The organism is Emticicia sp. 21SJ11W-3 (assembly GCF_024138715.1).
GTDB lineage: Bacteria > Bacteroidota > Bacteroidia > Cytophagales > Spirosomataceae > Emticicia > Emticicia fluvialis.
Window position 1 is genome coordinate 3924018 of record NZ_CP092074.1, and the last position, 14586, is coordinate 3938603.

Sequence of the window (14586 nt, forward strand, 5' to 3'; positions counted from 1 at the left end):
GTTAATCAATAGTAATTACAGTAGTATTCCTGTTATCTTATGAAAGGAATACCTTAACCAACGCCGACCTTCATAAGTTGGCAATTAATTGCTTTTATAGGTTAATACTGCCGTCCTTTCCAGACCAGCCTGGTAGGCAATAAATAACTTACCAACTGCAAAAACCAGAAAACATACATATACACGGTGTAGGCAGGAATGTAACGAAACAACCGTAACTGATGCAGACGGGTTAAAATACCGTAACCCACAATCATATTAATGAGTAGGTTAAGACCAAAAACAAAAACAGGAATCTGCCAGTAGAAAAAACCGAGAATGACCAAAACCGGTAAAGCAACCCCCTGCAACAATGCCGGAAAAATAAGCGCCGTACCCGTAGAAAGCCCTCCGGCCACCCATCTTTTACGCTGCTCAAAATAATGAGGGGGTGGCTTGGTAATGGTCATAACCGAGGCATCAAACCCTTGTTTGTAGGCATACCCTTTGTCTATTATAGCTTTATAAAGCGCGTAGTCTTCTACTATTGAAAATTCAAATCCCTCATAACCGCCTGTGGCCAGATACGCTTCTTTCAGCACCATCATGTTATTACCCATAGCCGTTGAAGGTATCTTCATATCGGTCAGGGTTTTCATTATCTTCAATGCAAAAAACCATTCAAGAGCCTGGCAGGCTTCAAACCAGTTGGTGTTCTTCACTAAAGTAATGCCGGTAACCACACCTGCCCTATTTTCGCCGGGCTTTTTATTCATTAGTGCCATCATTTGTTCAATCCAATGGGCCGGCACTTCTACATCTGCATCGGTAATGAAAAGATATTCGCCTGTGGCATGTGCAGCCAATTGAGCCAGCACATTAGCCTTGCCCTTCAGGTGAGCCACCTGCTTGTCAATGGTCAATACATTGAATGCTTTTCTGTCGGCATCTGTTAAACCTTGGAGATATTCATTTATTACACCCGCCGTATTGTCTGTTGAGCTATCATTACCAATCAGAATTTGTGTTAATTCTTTTGGATAACTCAGTTTCCTGAGCGATTCCAGCAGGTCGGTTATATTGTTTTCCTCATTGCGGGCAGCAATCAGGATACTCACCATCGGTAAACTCATGGGTTTAATCCTTAATACTGGTCGCTATTTTTTTAAAATCGGGCAATAGTTTATCAAACTCCGAACTCAACGACCAGCATAGTATCTGATAATAATATTTTTTCGTTTCAACGTAGGTAATCAGATAGGTAATCTTTACCTCTTCTTCATTTGTTTCCTTAAAATCTACCTCAAGCTCAGACTGAAAAAACCGGTTGCCTTTCCATTCAAATTCACGCGGATCCGTCTCCGCCCATTTGTTTTTTTCGCCTTTCAGATTGATGATGTTTTCATCGTGAAACTCGCGTAACGACCCGAATTTTATACCCTTCATTTCCAATTCTTCTTTCGAATCATCAATAACTACCATAAAAGCGTTTTTAACGGTATTAACATACTGCATAGATGCCACCTCGTTCAGCTTTACGGTTCTGGTCATGTAATTAGGTACTGACACATAATAAATATGCCCTGCTTTCTGCTCGGCAAATGTACTCTGGCTATACAATGCCTTGGCCGCAATTACCAGCAGCCAGGCAAACAGCACTCGTTTAATTTTCATGGTTTGAAAGGTTATACTGAGTTTAATTACGATGAATTAAGCCCAACTTGTCACAACATTTTTTTTCAGATACATTCAAAACAAAATCCCTTCTCTGAAAAATACGCAAGGAATCTCGGTAAAGCAAAACTCATATTCTTGTTGGCTTTAATGCTATCATGAAAAAGCACTATAGACCCTGCCTCTGTGTATTGCAGTGTTTTGGCCAGTACTTTTTCAGGCGCTATATCTGCAGCATAATCTGCTGTCAGCACATCCCACATTACAATATCATATTCAGGCAGCAAAGCCCTTGCCTGGCTACGCCTGATTCGCCCATGCGGAGGCCTGAATAGTTTCTTACCAGGCAGCATCAACCTGGCCTGACTGCTAATCAGGGCGTCACATTGCTTTACGTTGTCCAGATATGCTTCAGTGGCAGTATCCCAGCCTCTTAAATGATTAAAAGTATGGTTGCCAACAGAATGCCCGCCTGCTATTACTTTATCAAAAACAAGCGAGTGTTTCCTGATGTTATCACCGATACAAAAAAAAGTTGCCCTGGCATTATATGCGGCCAGGGTTTCCAGCACAAACTCGGTTATTTCTGGTATGGGGCCGTCATCAAATGTGAGGTATATTTTCTTTTCCTGTGTTTTTTTTCGCCAGATAAAGTCCGAATACATGGCTCTCATCAGGAAGTTCGTCTTATGAATAAACATAGCCACAGTTTCTTCAAATGTTATAAAATTGTTCTAATAACTAACTAATTTATCTAAATTGCAAAAGAAAATATCAGATTGCCAGTGCTACACAATTATCTTTTCCGGTTCTGAAATAAACTATTTGTATGAACAAGTTTTTGAGTATCTGCCTTTTTTTATGCCTTTTTTTTAATGCCGGGGCACAAAATAAACCTTTAAGCAACCGCATTGCCAACTACAACATTGATGTAACGCTGTTTGCCGAAAAGAAAATTCTGCTAGGAAAAGAAACACTGGTCTGGAAAAACACATCAACCGATAACATTACCGAATTACAGTTTCATTTGTATCTGAACGCATTCCGCGATAAAAACTCGACCTTCATGAAGGAATCAGGCGGACAACTACGTGGCGACAAGTTAGATGCTACCGATAAAGCCAATCTGGGTTACATTGATGTGGTTTCAATGCAAGTGCGCAATGGAGAAACCCTGACACAGAAGCTAAAGTTTATTCAGCCTGATGACCTGAACGATAAAGACCGAACCGTAATCAGTGTGCCGCTCAGCAAACCTCTGAAACCAAATGAAACCATTACGCTGGATATTGATTTCAGAGCCAAATTACCTAAAATTTTTGCCCGTACCGGCTTTGCTGATAACTACTTTCTGGTTGGGCAGTGGTTTCCTAAAATTGGAGTTTATGAACCTGCCGGTATGCGATACGCCACCAAAGGCCAATGGAACTGCCACCAGTTTCATGCCCATACCGAATTCTACGCCGACTTTGGCAGCTATCTGGTAAACATGACCATACCTAAAGATTATAAACTGGCCGCAACGGGTATTTTTCAGAAAGAAACACTTAATAAAAATAATACAAAAACCATAAGCTATAAAGCAGATGACGTACACGATTTTGCCTGGACAGCCTCCCCTCGTTTTGAAATCAGCGAGCGGCAATGGAAACACGTAAAGATAAAAGCCGTAATGCAACCGGAACATTCGGGTTCAACTGAACGCTATTTTCAATCAGCCATTACAGCCTTAAACTATTTTGAGAAGCACGTTGGCCGATATCCGCATACGGTTCTGAGCCTGATTGACCCTCCGGCCAATGCCAGTGGGTCAGGCGGTATGGAATACCCGACCTTTATTACCTGCGGAACCTTGTGGGGATTACCCAAAGGCCTGAAATTTCCTGAATTGGTAACCATACATGAGTTTGGGCATCAGTATTTTCAGGGTATGCTGGCCAGTAACGAATTTGAAGAATCTTTTCTGGACGAAGGCTTTAACCAGTATTTCGAAGGCCGCATCATGGACGAAAACTATTCGCCCGGCTCGCAGGTCAACCTTTTCGGTTTTACTATCAACGACATGGAGACGTCGCGAAGGAGTTATGTAAAAATGAAAAACCCGAAAATAACCGAGGTTTTCAGAAAAGCCTGGGAATATCCGCAAGGTACTTATACCATTATGACCTACACCAAAACCGCCGTCTGGATGAAAACCCTCGAAAACCTGATAGGCCGTAAAGTGATGGACGAAGTAATGCAGACCTACTTTGCCCGCTGGCGTTTCAGACATCCTTGCGTTCGGGATTTCATTAGTATTGTGAATGAGATTGTGCATAAACGATTGGGAAACATATTCGGGCCAGACATGAACTGGTACTTTGAGCAGGTTTTATACAAGGCTCCGGTGCTTGATTATGCCATCAGCTCATTAAACAACACCACAAACGGACAAACCACCGAAGGCACATTTACGGCAGAGCGTTTGGGTGATATGATATTGCCCACTGAAATTCTGGTGAAATTTATGGATGGAAGCCAGCAACTACTCAGCTGGAGCGGGAAAGAAAAAACCAAGGTTTTTAAGTTTAAAAAGCCTGTTGCATCTGCTAAAGTAGACCCACTGAATAAGCTATTGCTAGATTTAAATTTTAACAATAACAGCAAAGCCACTGAGCCATCAACGTTGGCGCTAAAAAAATACAGCATTAAAATTATGTTCTGGGTTCAGAACCTGATGCAATGGGCGGCTATGTTGTCTTAAATTTCAGGTGCATTAATGATTTGTACTGCAGTGATTATAACATTTAATTTACGTTATGTTGAAACCAATAGCCGTAAGTAATACACCCACTATACATTTCATTCATTAAATCACTAATTCGCTAATTCACTCATTCGCTCAATCACTCATTCACTCAATAAAAAATGTCCAATATCAGCCTGATAATTGAAGAAAGGCCCACACACTTAGGTAGTTTTATGGTGGGGCGGTTGCTGCCATTTAGAGGTAAGCGCATGGTAGGACCATTTATATTTCTTGACCACATGGGTCCGGTTTGCATGAGTGACAGAGAAAATGCAGATATTGGCCCGCACCCGCATATCGGTTTATCTACACTTACCTATCTGTTTGAAGGTAACATTATGCATCGCGACAGCCTTGGCACTGTTATGGAAATAAAACCGGGCGAAGTAAACTGGATGACCGCCGGTAAAGGCATAGTGCATTCGGAACGAACACCCGACTACCTGCGAGATACCGATAAAATGTTGCATGGCCTTCAAATCTGGATTGCCCTGCCCAAAGAGCTGGAAACCATGGAACCCACTTTTTACCATGTCCCTGCCGATGAAATACCAACCTGGCAGCAAGATGGTATTACTTACAAACTAGTGGCAGGCGAAGCTTTGGGGTATCAGTCGCCGGTGCCGGTTTATAGCAAGTTGTTTTTGATTGAACTTAAAAATACGGAAGAAAAAACCCTGACCATCGGCCGCGATTTATACGGCGAAGTAGCCATATATATTTTAGAAGGCGGCATTGAAACCGAAGGCAATAGCTACGAGCCCAAGCGTATTCTGGTGGCCAAAGACAATAAACTTTGTGAATTTACCCTGAAACCCAACAGTACCATCTATATTTTTGGCGGAGAACCCTTTGCAGAAGAACGATTCATTTATTGGAATTTTGTAGCAACCAGCAAAGAAACTATTGACGATGCCAAAACCAGATGGAAAGAGCAGTCTTTCCCAAAAATTGAAGGAGAAACCGGATATATACCCTTACCAGCCTGATTATGAACAACCTGAGAATATCAACGGCGCAATTTGAAAACAAAAGCGGCAATAAACCCTATAATCTATCTGTCATAGACCAACTGGCCGGTAAAGCCGCGCAGGCTGGCTCGCAGGTAATAGCGTTTCATGAATGTTCAGTAACCGGTTATACTTTTGCACGCTCACTTTCTAAAGAACAGATGCTGGCCATAGCCGAGGAAATTCCTGACGGAGAAAGCATTCAACAACTGACAGCCATTGCCCGCAAGCATGGCATTGTAGTGCTTGCCGGGCTGTTTGAAAAAGACAAGGAAGACAACCTCTTTAAAGCCTATGTATGCGTAGATAAAAACGGACTGGTGGCCAAATACCGCAAACTGCATCCTTTTATCAACCCTCACCTTACTCCCGGCAACGAATATTGCCTATTTGAAATCCACGGCTGGAAATGCAGCATTCTGATTTGTTACGATAATAATATTATAGAAAACGTGCGTGCTACCACCCTACTGGGCGCTGATATTATTTTTATGCCCCATGTAACCATGTGCACGCCATCTACAAGGCCGGGCGCCGGTTTTGTAGACCCCCAACTCTGGCAGAACAGGGAAGCCGACCCAACCTCGTTGCGACTGGAGTTTGATGGCATGAAAGGCCGGGGTTGGCTAATGAAATGGCTGCCAGCCAGGGCTTATGATAACGCCATTTATGCTATTTTCTCGAACCCGATTGGTATGGATGCTGACCAGCTGAAAAACGGTTGCTCTATGATTGTTGACCCATTTGGTGATATAATTGCTGAGTGCCGCACACTGGGCGATGATTTTGTAACAGCTACCCTAACGCCTGAAAAACTGACACAGGCAGGCGGCTACCGGTACAAAAAAGCCAGAAGGCCGGATTTGTACCGAGACATCATCGGGCTGGAGCATACACCTGAACAAAAAGTAGTCTGGCTGAATACAGATAAATAGTATGTCATCAAAACCCGGGCAAATACTTGATAAGACCCTGGTCTTTGTAACGGCTCCATCTAATCTGGGTCTGAAACGGATGCCCTATGCCGATAAAGATGGCCCGGGTACAAGAAAAATGCCGGGGGTATTCAAGCAGTTTTTATTTGCAGAAAGGCTGAAGATAGCAGCGCATATACACATAGAACCGCCTGCCTACAGCGGTAAGGTTGACGCTGAAACAGGCATCAGAAACCTGCCTGAAATACTTAGTTACAGTAAGCAATATGCGGCTGTCATTAAAAGTATTGTAGAAAAAGACCAGCTGCCAATTGTAATTGGTGGCGATTGCAGCATTTTAGTAGGCAGTATGCTGGCACTTAAACAGTCAGGCACTTATGGTTTGGCCCATATTGATGGCCATTCAGACTATGCCATAGCCAAAATAAGTTCGTCAACAGGTGGGGTAGCAGGTATGGATTTAGCCATTGTAACCGGCATAGGCCCAGACGCTATTACCAATATTGACAACCTGAAGCCGTATGTGGCCGAAGCCAATACGGCTCAATTTGCCAACCGATGCTATGACGAAACTTTCAACGGCAACTTCTATAATACCAATATTTTTAGTGCCGACTTACCCGAATTAAGAGCGAATGGAATTGAAGAAACAGCCAATGCATTTATAGCAAAACTACGAAAAAATAAAGTAGACGGCCTATGGCTGCATGTAGATGCTGATGTACTTAATGAAGAGCTTATGCCCGCCGTCGATTCGCCGCAGGAAGATGGTTTATCTTATGCAGAGCTTAAGACATTGCTAAAGGCATTGTTAAGGTCGGGGTTGGTATGCGGGTTTCAACTGACTATATACGACCCCGACCTTGACCCTGGCAAAGTCTATGGCAAAAAACTGGTTGATGAGCTGGTAGATTTGTTTCAGCAAGCCTGAAATCAGACAGCCAGCATATCCATAAATTCAGTTTCTGATATCATTTTTACATTCAGTTTCTTAGCCTTTTCTAATTTTGAGGAGCCGGGTTTTTCGCCAACAATGAGGTAATCGAGCTTGCCAGATACCCCGCTAACAACCTTACCCCCATTGGCCTCAATTTTCTGCTCCAGCGCCTCACGCTCAAAGTTCTCAAATGTACCTGTATACAAAAATGTTTTTCCGGCTAAGGCTTCTCCTTCTATTTCTTTTACTTCGTTGCCCGCGGTAAACTGTAAACCTGCAGCCCGAAGCCGCTCAATAAACTGGTTATTATCTTCGTTTTGAAAATAATCAAGAATACTCAGCGCAATTTTGTCTCCAATTTCAGGTGCGGTTCTTAATTCATCATAAGAAGCGTTTTTAATTGCATCTATATTTTTGAAAAAACCAGCCAGTTTTTCGGCTACTGTTGCCCCCACGAATCGGATACCAATAGCAAACAGCACCTGTTTAAACGACATTTGCTTCGATTTCTCAATACCATCCAGAATATTCTGTACCGTTTTTTCTTTGAAACCAATCTTCTTTATTTTACCAGTCTCTTTGTCTTCTATTACTTTTTCAAGGCCAAAGAGTTTTTCATACGTAAGGTCATACAAATCGGCGGCATCATTGACCAGCCCTTTTTCATAAAGCAGTTCAATTTTTCCTTCACCCAGGCTATCAATATTCATAGCCTTGCGATGAATAAAATGCTCTATCCTGCCACGTATCTGTGGTGGACATCCTTTTTCGTTGGGGCAATAGTGGTTGGCTTCGCCTTCCTTTCTGTACAGTTCAGCACCGCATTCAGGGCAATGAGTCGGGTATTCAATCTTTTGCGAAATAAAAAGATTTCGTCTCGTCAAATCAACGCCCGTTACTTTGGGTATAATCTCTCCGCCCTTTTCAACAAAAACCGTATCACCTATTCTTAAATCCAGCCTTTCTATTTCATTGGCATTATGCAGCGACGCCCGCTTTACCGTTGTGCCTGAAAGATGGATACCCTTGTTGTTCAGCTTCTCGTTGTCTAGTTCCGCCACCGGAGTAATAGCCCCCGTTCGCCCTACCTGATAAGTAACGCCTCTCAGAATGGCAGGTTTAGATTCCGCCTTGTATTTATAAGCAATGGCCCAGCGGGGGCTTTTGGCAGTATAGCCCAGCTCTTCTCTTTGCGCAAACGAGTTAAGTTTAATTACGATACCGTCTGTGGCCAGGGGTAGCTTATACCGCTCTTGTTCCCATTCATTAATGTAAGCCATTACCTCTGCCATGTTGGTACACTTGCGCCAGGTCTGAGATACCTTAAAGCCCAGTTTTTTTAGTGCAATCAGGCTTTCTTCATGGGTACTGAAAATCTCGTCGTCAGACAAAAACTGATAAACGTAGGCATCCAAACCACGGCGTGCCACTTCTTTTGAATCCTGCAGTTTAAAAGTGCCAGAAGCCGCATTTCTTGGGTTGGCATAACTCTCTTCGCCAGCTTCTTCGGCCTCGCGGTTCATGCGTTCAAAAGATTCAAAAGGCAAAAAGCCTTCACCGCGTACCTCAAAAACATCGGGCAGTATAATATCCTCTTTATTATTAACTTTTAATGGCAGGCTTTTTAGTGTTTTTATATTGGTGGTTATGTCATCTCCTTTCACCCCATCGCCTCTGGTTACACCCCTTACAAATAACCTGTTCTGGTAGGTCATTGATAACGAAATACCATCAAATTTCTGCTCGCATATATACTCATAGCTTTCCCCGTTCAGCCCTTTTCTTACACGTTCGTCAAAATCAAGCAGTTCCTGCTCGCTGTAAGTATTGGCCAGCGAAAGCATAGGATACCGGTGCGCCACACTGGCAAAATTTTTGGTGATACCCCCACCTACCCTGTGCGTTGGTGAATCAGGCTGTTTCAGTTCCGGATACTCCGCTTCAAGGCTTTCCAGTTCTTTTAGCATCAGGTCAAATTCCTGATCCGAAATCTCCGAAACGCTATCCTGATAATAGCGGTCATTATAGTAATTCAGTTGTTCTGTCAGTTCAATAATTCTATCGGCCGGGTTCATTTCTGTCAAGTTCTTAGGTATAGACACTGATTTTGTTCTTTTATGTCAAAATTAGAAGAAATATTCTAATTTCCGATTGAGGGTTTAGTTTGAAAAAATTCAAGGAAATTAACGTATAACAAAAATGCCCGCTCAAAGCAGGCATTTGTACGAAATCAAAATTCTATTGTGTCTAAACACTCATGATATCTTTCTCTTTGTCAGCCAGCATCTGTTCTGCTTTCTGAATATAAGCATCAGTCAGTTTCTGCACTCTGTCTTCAGCTTTTTTCACTTCGTCTTCAGAGCCACCGTCTTTCTGAATCTTTTTTAACTCATCGTTTGCTTCCTGACGAACCTTACGGATATTCACGCGGGCCACCTCAATTTCGCCTTTTACTCTTTTTACCAGATCACGACGGCGTTCTTCTGTCAATGGTGGAATATTCAAACGGATAACTTCACCATCATTGGCAGGCGAAAGGCCCAGATTTGAATTGATAATGGCGCGTTCTAAATCGTTGATTAATTTTCTCTCAAAAGGCTTAATGGCAATGGTGCGGGCATCTGGTGTGCTCACTGACGATACCTGGTTTAATGGCGTGGGTACACCATAGTATTCAACCATGATGCCGTCAAGCATATTTACGCTGGCTCTTCCTGCTCTTATTTTCGAAAGTTCAATTTGAGTATGTTTCAAGGCACGCTCCATCGAGTCCTTCGACATATCAATTACGAGATCAATTTCTTCCATTGTCTAATATATTTTTCAGTCTCTGTTACTATTTAGTGATTTAGTGGTTGAGTATTTGAGTGAATATTTTTCTTGAATAATGATTTTGCAATCAGCCATTTCAGCCTATTCACTCAGTCATTAATTCACTCAATCACACAATTATTACTACTCGCTTACCAACGTTCCAATATCTTCGCCGGTCACCACTTTCATCAGGTTCCCTTCCTGATTCATATCAAACACCACAATCGGCATTCTGTTTTCTTTACAAAGCGCAAATGCGGTTAGGTCCATTATTTTAAGGTTTTTGTTAATGGCCTCATCATAACTTATCTGGGTGTAACGGGTGGCAGTCGGGTCTTTACGTGGGTCGGCGGTATAAACACCGTCTACACTGGTGCCTTTCAAAAGCAGGTCAACACCTAATTCATTGGCTCTTAATGCCCCGCCAGAGTCGGTCGAAAAATAAGGATTACCGGTTCCGGCTCCGAGTATTACCACTCTTCCTTTTTCAAGATGACGTATCGCTCTTCTGCGTATAAACGGCTCGGCCACCTGTTCCATTTTAATTGCCGACAGCAGCCGGGTAACTAAACCAACTTTTTCAAGGGCGCTCTGAATAGCCATACCATTAATAACGGTGGCTATCATGCCCATGTAATCACCCTGTTCGCGCTCAATACCAGAGTTAGTACTTGCCCCGCGGAAAATGTTTCCGCCACCGATAACGATAGCCACTTCGCAGCCCGCATCTACCACCGATTTGATTTCCAGTGCGTATTGCGAAAGGATATCTGAATTAATAATCTGGCTTTTATCTCCGCCATTTAAGGCTTCGCCACTTAGCTTTAAAAGGATTCTTTTGTATTTAAGTTGGTTCATAGTGTATGATTTGCGCGTAAAATTAAATATTTGTCTCAATCAATCAAAAAAATACCCTCTTTGTTGAAAGAGGGCAGCGAATAAATTTTATTCAAATTCCATTATTACCTGGTTCTTCTCTACGGTCTCACCCGTCTTTACCTTTATTGTCTTCACCTTACCGTCGCCGGCGGCTTTAATAGCATTTTCCATCTTCATCGCTACCAGAATCAACAAAACGTCACCTTTCTTAACCTCATCACCCACCTGCACTTTCATTTCATAGATAAGCCCGGGCATGGGTGCTTTCAGGTTGTTCAACCGGGTTGATTTATTGCTGCTCATGCCCATTTTTTCAAGAAGCAAATCTGTTCTGTCTTTCAGATTTACTGTATGAATGGTGCCGCCGATTTTTAATTTAAAAGTCTTTTCGGCATAGTTGGCTTCTACTACCTCAACATTATATGATCTATTGTCTTTCAGAATATGGAAGTCTTTTTCAGAAATCTTTGACAGGTTCCAATCAAAAGGCTCGTTATTCACAAGTATATGCCCTTTGTCTTCAGATACCTCCAGGGTTTCGGTGTCGTTTACAATCGCTTTCAGCATAAAGCACAACTTATTTTTTGTTGATCAGATATACACCCACTAATATAATACTCATTCCTGAATAATGCAGCAAAGAAATTGGTTCTCCGTCTAAAAAGCCCATAATAGTTGCTACAATTGGTATAAGGTAGGTAACCGACGAAGCAAAAACCGGTGAAGCCGCCTGCAATATATAATTAAAAATAATAGTAGCAATGCCCGAATTTACTACACCCAGCAAAATAATTAATAACAAGGGTACGATATTGGCCTTATTGATTTTTTGGATGAAATCTGTAGAAAAAAGAACAACACCGGCCATAAGGGCAACACCAATGAGTGTCCAGCCGGTTAGCAATACCGGATTAATAGTGTTAAGATGTTTACCCGTAATGTTAACATTGAAGCCATACATGAGCGATGCCGCAATAACCAGCAAGGCATAAGGATTATTGAAAGAGAGCCCGTCTTTACCTGCCGAGAGTATAAGCATTAGACTACCCCCAAAACCAAGCACCAGCCCTGCCAATTGTGAAACCCTGATTGCCTGCTGAAAAAACAAGGCACCCACCACCAGCACAAAAAGAGGAGTGGCAGAATTGAGCGCCCCTACCAGCGAGCTGTTAACCCTTGTGCCAGCCAATGCAAACAAAAAGGCAGGGAAAAAATAGCCTAATAAACCGGTAAGTACAAAGTATTTTGTTTTTGCGGCAGGATAATCTTTCCGGTGCTTAATAAGCAAGGGCAGGAAAACCAAACCCGCCGACATGATTCTGAGGGCACCTATCTGCACAGGTGTAAAAGCGGGCAGACTTTTTTTCATGATTAAAAAAGAAGAACCCCACATGGTGGCCAACAGGCATAGCAACAGCCATACAACTATGCTTTTACGACGGGTAGCAGAAACGGCAGTATTCAATTGTTATATAGTAGGTTAGTTTAATCTACACCGGCGTACTCAACCTTTATGGCTTGTTTTTCAAGTACGTATCCATCATACACAACCGGAATTTCGTTCAGGATATCCATAATTTCGTTAATATCCAACGATTGCACCATCCGCATGCGATACTCTTTAAAATTGGGAAGGCCTTTAAAATAATTGCTGTAATGCCGGCGCATTTCCAGAATACCCAGGCGGTCGCCTTTCCATTTTATAGAAAACGTAAGGTGCTTACGTGCGGCTTCTACCCTTTGGTCAATACTTGGGGCGGGTAGTTGCTGGCCGGTTTTAAAATAGTGCTTAATTTCATTAAATATCCACGGGTAGCCAATGGCCGCGCGGCCAATCATGATGCCGTCTACACCAAAGCGGTTTTTATACTCAAGCGCCTTTTCAGGTGAGTCGATGTCTCCGTTTCCAAAAATCGGTATTTTAATACGCGGATTCTCTTTTATTTTGGCTATCAGCGTCCAGTCGGCTTCACCTTTATACATCTGGGCCCGTGTGCGCCCGTGAATGGTCAGCGCCTGTATGCCTACATCCTGCAATCGCTCGGCCACTTCTTCCACATTTTTAGTTTCCTCATTCCAGCCCAGGCGTGTTTTTACAGTTACAGGCAGGTGTGTGGCTTTCACAACGGCGGCGGTCATCTCTGTCATTTTCGGAACATCCTGCAACAAAGCAGCTCCTGCGCCACGGCAGGCCACGTTTTTAACAGGGCAACCGTAATTGATATCTACCAGGTCCGGACTGGCATTCGTAGCAATTCTGGCACATTCGCCCATGGTTTCAACATCACTGCCAAACAACTGAATGCCAATGGGGCGCTCATACTCAAATATATCCAGTTTCTGCACACTTTTTGCTGCATGCCTTATGAGGCCTTCAGACGAAATAAACTCAGTGTACATCAGATCTGCTCCGTTTTCTTTACACACCAGCCTGAACGGCGGGTCGCTGACATCCTCCATAGGTGCCAGCAAAAGCGGAAAATCTCCTAATGATATGTTACCTATTTTTACCAAAATGAAAATTGAATTAGTGAATTCACAAATAAGTGAATATTTTTACTGCAAATTTACCGAATTCCGTGCAAATTCTGTTATACTAATTTTAAACAGTAATTATGGAAAATAATTCCCGAATGTACATCAAAACCAACGAAAACCCTGCTGCTTCTTCCGTTCTCATTATTCTCGGCCTTTTTCTGGTTAACTTTCTGGTGCTTGGTGGTCTGATACAACTGGTAACAGTACTCGCCGCAGGTGTCTCACTGGATGTCATGATGAAAGGTGGTGAAGACCTGAGAAAAATACCCAATGCCTGGTTAGGCATGATTATAGGCCAGGGATTAGGGTCTTTTGCAGGTTTTGTTGGCACAGCGTGGTTGTACTGGCGGGTTATTGAGAAAAAACAATGGAGCGACCTCAATTTTCAATCCTTACCGCCCATCAGAATATTCTTCATGGTTTTACTTATTGAGGTAAGCTTTATGGGTTTCAATGGCTGGCTGCAGGAACTAAACCAGAATTTCGTTTTCCCGGAGTCAATGAAAGGCCTTGAAACCATACTCAAAAACATGGAAGATAAACTGGCCGAAACCACCAGGTTTTTTACATCTTTTACCTCATTGTGGCAGTTTTTATTGGCTTTTGTGGTGATAGCCGTTATTGCAGGTGTAGGAGAAGAACTGGTGTTCAGAGGTTTGCTGATGCGTAAATTGTTTCTGGGCACAAAAAATATTCATGTAGCTATCTGGCTATCGGGTTTTATTTTTGCGGTTATACACTTCCAGTTTTATGGAATTTTGCCGCGCATGATGCTTGGCGTGTTGTTTGGTTACCTGTATTACTGGACGGGCAACATCTGGGTGCCTATTGCAGCTCATATTTTTAACAATGGCTTGGCTATTATCATTATGTATCTTTACAACCTTAAAATTGTAAAAACAGACCTTGAAAACCTTGACCACATGCCTACTCCTATTGTTATTTTTTCACTGATTGCAACCGCTGGCCTGTTATTTTTGTTTAAGAATTATCTTGACAAACAGTCGGCAGAATCATAACATTATGGAAAAA

At 42.6% G+C, this 14586-nt stretch carries 14 protein-coding genes; 5 read left to right on the forward strand and 9 right to left on the reverse strand.

The window, feature by feature from the left end:
• Nucleotides 1-101: 101 nt before the first annotated feature.
• The 3 genes from MB380_RS16605 to MB380_RS16615 form a co-directional block, all read right to left on the reverse strand.
• Nucleotides 102-1112, reverse strand: a complete 1011-nt coding sequence (locus MB380_RS16605; protein ID WP_253528095.1) for a glycosyltransferase — start codon at nt 1110-1112, stop codon at nt 102-104.
• A gap of 4 nt (nt 1113-1116) precedes the next feature.
• A complete protein-coding gene (locus tag MB380_RS16610) occupies nt 1117-1653 on the reverse strand; it encodes a hypothetical protein (RefSeq protein ID WP_253528098.1) in 537 nt (178 codons plus the stop codon).
• Nucleotides 1654-1718: 65 nt separating this feature from the next.
• Complete coding sequence (locus MB380_RS16615) at nt 1719-2354, reverse strand: polysaccharide deacetylase family protein (RefSeq protein ID WP_253528099.1); 636 nt, start codon at nt 2352-2354, stop codon at nt 1719-1721.
• A 128-nt stretch (nt 2355-2482) separates the two neighbouring features.
• On the opposite strand from MB380_RS16615, the gene MB380_RS16620 reads away from it, so the two are divergent.
• From MB380_RS16620 to MB380_RS16635, 4 genes are all read left to right on the forward strand, one after another.
• On the forward strand, nt 2483-4396 hold the full coding sequence (locus MB380_RS16620; RefSeq protein WP_253528103.1) for a M1 family metallopeptidase: 1914 nt from the start codon (nt 2483-2485) through the stop codon (nt 4394-4396).
• A 164-nt stretch (nt 4397-4560) separates the two neighbouring features.
• Nucleotides 4561-5430, forward strand: coding sequence for a pirin family protein (locus tag MB380_RS16625; RefSeq protein ID WP_253528118.1), 870 nt, complete (start codon nt 4561-4563; stop codon nt 5428-5430).
• Nucleotides 5431-5432: 2 nt separating this feature from the next.
• On the forward strand, nt 5433-6386 hold the full coding sequence (locus MB380_RS16630; protein ID WP_253528135.1) for a nitrilase family protein: 954 nt from the start codon (nt 5433-5435) through the stop codon (nt 6384-6386).
• A gap of 1 nt (nt 6387) precedes the next feature.
• On the forward strand, nt 6388-7317 hold the full coding sequence (locus tag MB380_RS16635; RefSeq protein ID WP_253528138.1) for an arginase family protein: 930 nt from the start codon (nt 6388-6390) through the stop codon (nt 7315-7317).
• Nucleotides 7318-7319: 2 nt separating this feature from the next.
• Here MB380_RS16635 and ligA read toward each other — a convergent pair whose 3' ends face one another.
• The 6 genes from ligA to dusB form a co-directional block, all read right to left on the reverse strand.
• Nucleotides 7320-9398, reverse strand: coding sequence for an NAD-dependent DNA ligase LigA (gene ligA, locus MB380_RS16640; protein WP_253535596.1), 2079 nt, complete (start codon nt 9396-9398; stop codon nt 7320-7322).
• A 172-nt stretch (nt 9399-9570) separates the two neighbouring features.
• The gene (frr, locus tag MB380_RS16645) at nt 9571-10131 is read right to left on the reverse strand and encodes a ribosome recycling factor (RefSeq protein WP_253528155.1); all 561 of its coding nucleotides are present in this window, start codon (nt 10129-10131) and stop codon (nt 9571-9573) included.
• Between the two features lie 147 nt (nt 10132-10278).
• Nucleotides 10279-10995, reverse strand: coding sequence for a UMP kinase (pyrH, locus tag MB380_RS16650; RefSeq protein ID WP_253528178.1), 717 nt, complete (start codon nt 10993-10995; stop codon nt 10279-10281).
• Nucleotides 10996-11082: 87 nt separating this feature from the next.
• Nucleotides 11083-11583, reverse strand: coding sequence for an acetyl-CoA carboxylase biotin carboxyl carrier protein subunit (locus MB380_RS16655; RefSeq protein WP_253528181.1), 501 nt, complete (start codon nt 11581-11583; stop codon nt 11083-11085).
• A 10-nt stretch (nt 11584-11593) separates the two neighbouring features.
• A complete protein-coding gene (locus tag MB380_RS16660; protein ID WP_310587339.1) occupies nt 11594-12481 on the reverse strand; it encodes a DMT family transporter in 888 nt (295 codons plus the stop codon).
• Between the two features lie 20 nt (nt 12482-12501).
• Complete coding sequence (dusB, locus tag MB380_RS16665) at nt 12502-13530, reverse strand: tRNA dihydrouridine synthase DusB (protein ID WP_253528196.1); 1029 nt, start codon at nt 13528-13530, stop codon at nt 12502-12504.
• Nucleotides 13531-13631: 101 nt separating this feature from the next.
• Here dusB and MB380_RS16670 point away from each other — a divergent pair, with 101 nt between their 5' ends.
• Entirely contained in the window at nt 13632-14573 is a 942-nt protein-coding gene (locus tag MB380_RS16670; protein ID WP_253528199.1) for a CPBP family intramembrane glutamic endopeptidase, read from the forward strand.
• The last annotated feature ends 13 nt before the right edge of the window (nt 14574-14586 follow it).

Excerpts from the sequence above, each read along its gene's own strand:
- MB380_RS16605 (WP_253528095.1), bottom strand. The coding sequence starts at position 1,112 with ATGAGTTTACCGATGGTGAGTATCCTGATTGCTGCCCGCAATGAGGAA.
- MB380_RS16610 (WP_253528098.1), bottom strand. The coding sequence starts at position 1,653 with ATGAAAATTAAACGAGTGCTGTTTGCCTGGCTGCTGGTAATTGCGGCC.
- MB380_RS16615 (WP_253528099.1), bottom strand. The coding sequence starts at position 2,354 with ATGTTTATTCATAAGACGAACTTCCTGATGAGAGCCATGTATTCGGAC.
- MB380_RS16620 (WP_253528103.1), top strand. The coding sequence starts at position 2,483 with ATGAACAAGTTTTTGAGTATCTGCCTTTTTTTATGCCTTTTTTTTAAT.
- MB380_RS16625 (WP_253528118.1), top strand. The coding sequence starts at position 4,561 with ATGTCCAATATCAGCCTGATAATTGAAGAAAGGCCCACACACTTAGGT.
- MB380_RS16630 (WP_253528135.1), top strand. The coding sequence starts at position 5,433 with ATGAACAACCTGAGAATATCAACGGCGCAATTTGAAAACAAAAGCGGC.
- MB380_RS16635 (WP_253528138.1), top strand. The coding sequence starts at position 6,388 with ATGTCATCAAAACCCGGGCAAATACTTGATAAGACCCTGGTCTTTGTA.
- ligA (WP_253535596.1), bottom strand. The coding sequence starts at position 9,398 with ATGAACCCGGCCGATAGAATTATTGAACTGACAGAACAACTGAATTAC.
- frr (WP_253528155.1), bottom strand. The coding sequence starts at position 10,131 with ATGGAAGAAATTGATCTCGTAATTGATATGTCGAAGGACTCGATGGAG.
- pyrH (WP_253528178.1), bottom strand. The coding sequence starts at position 10,995 with ATGAACCAACTTAAATACAAAAGAATCCTTTTAAAGCTAAGTGGCGAA.
- MB380_RS16655 (WP_253528181.1), bottom strand. The coding sequence starts at position 11,583 with ATGCTGAAAGCGATTGTAAACGACACCGAAACCCTGGAGGTATCTGAA.
- MB380_RS16670 (WP_253528199.1), top strand. The coding sequence starts at position 13,632 with ATGGAAAATAATTCCCGAATGTACATCAAAACCAACGAAAACCCTGCT.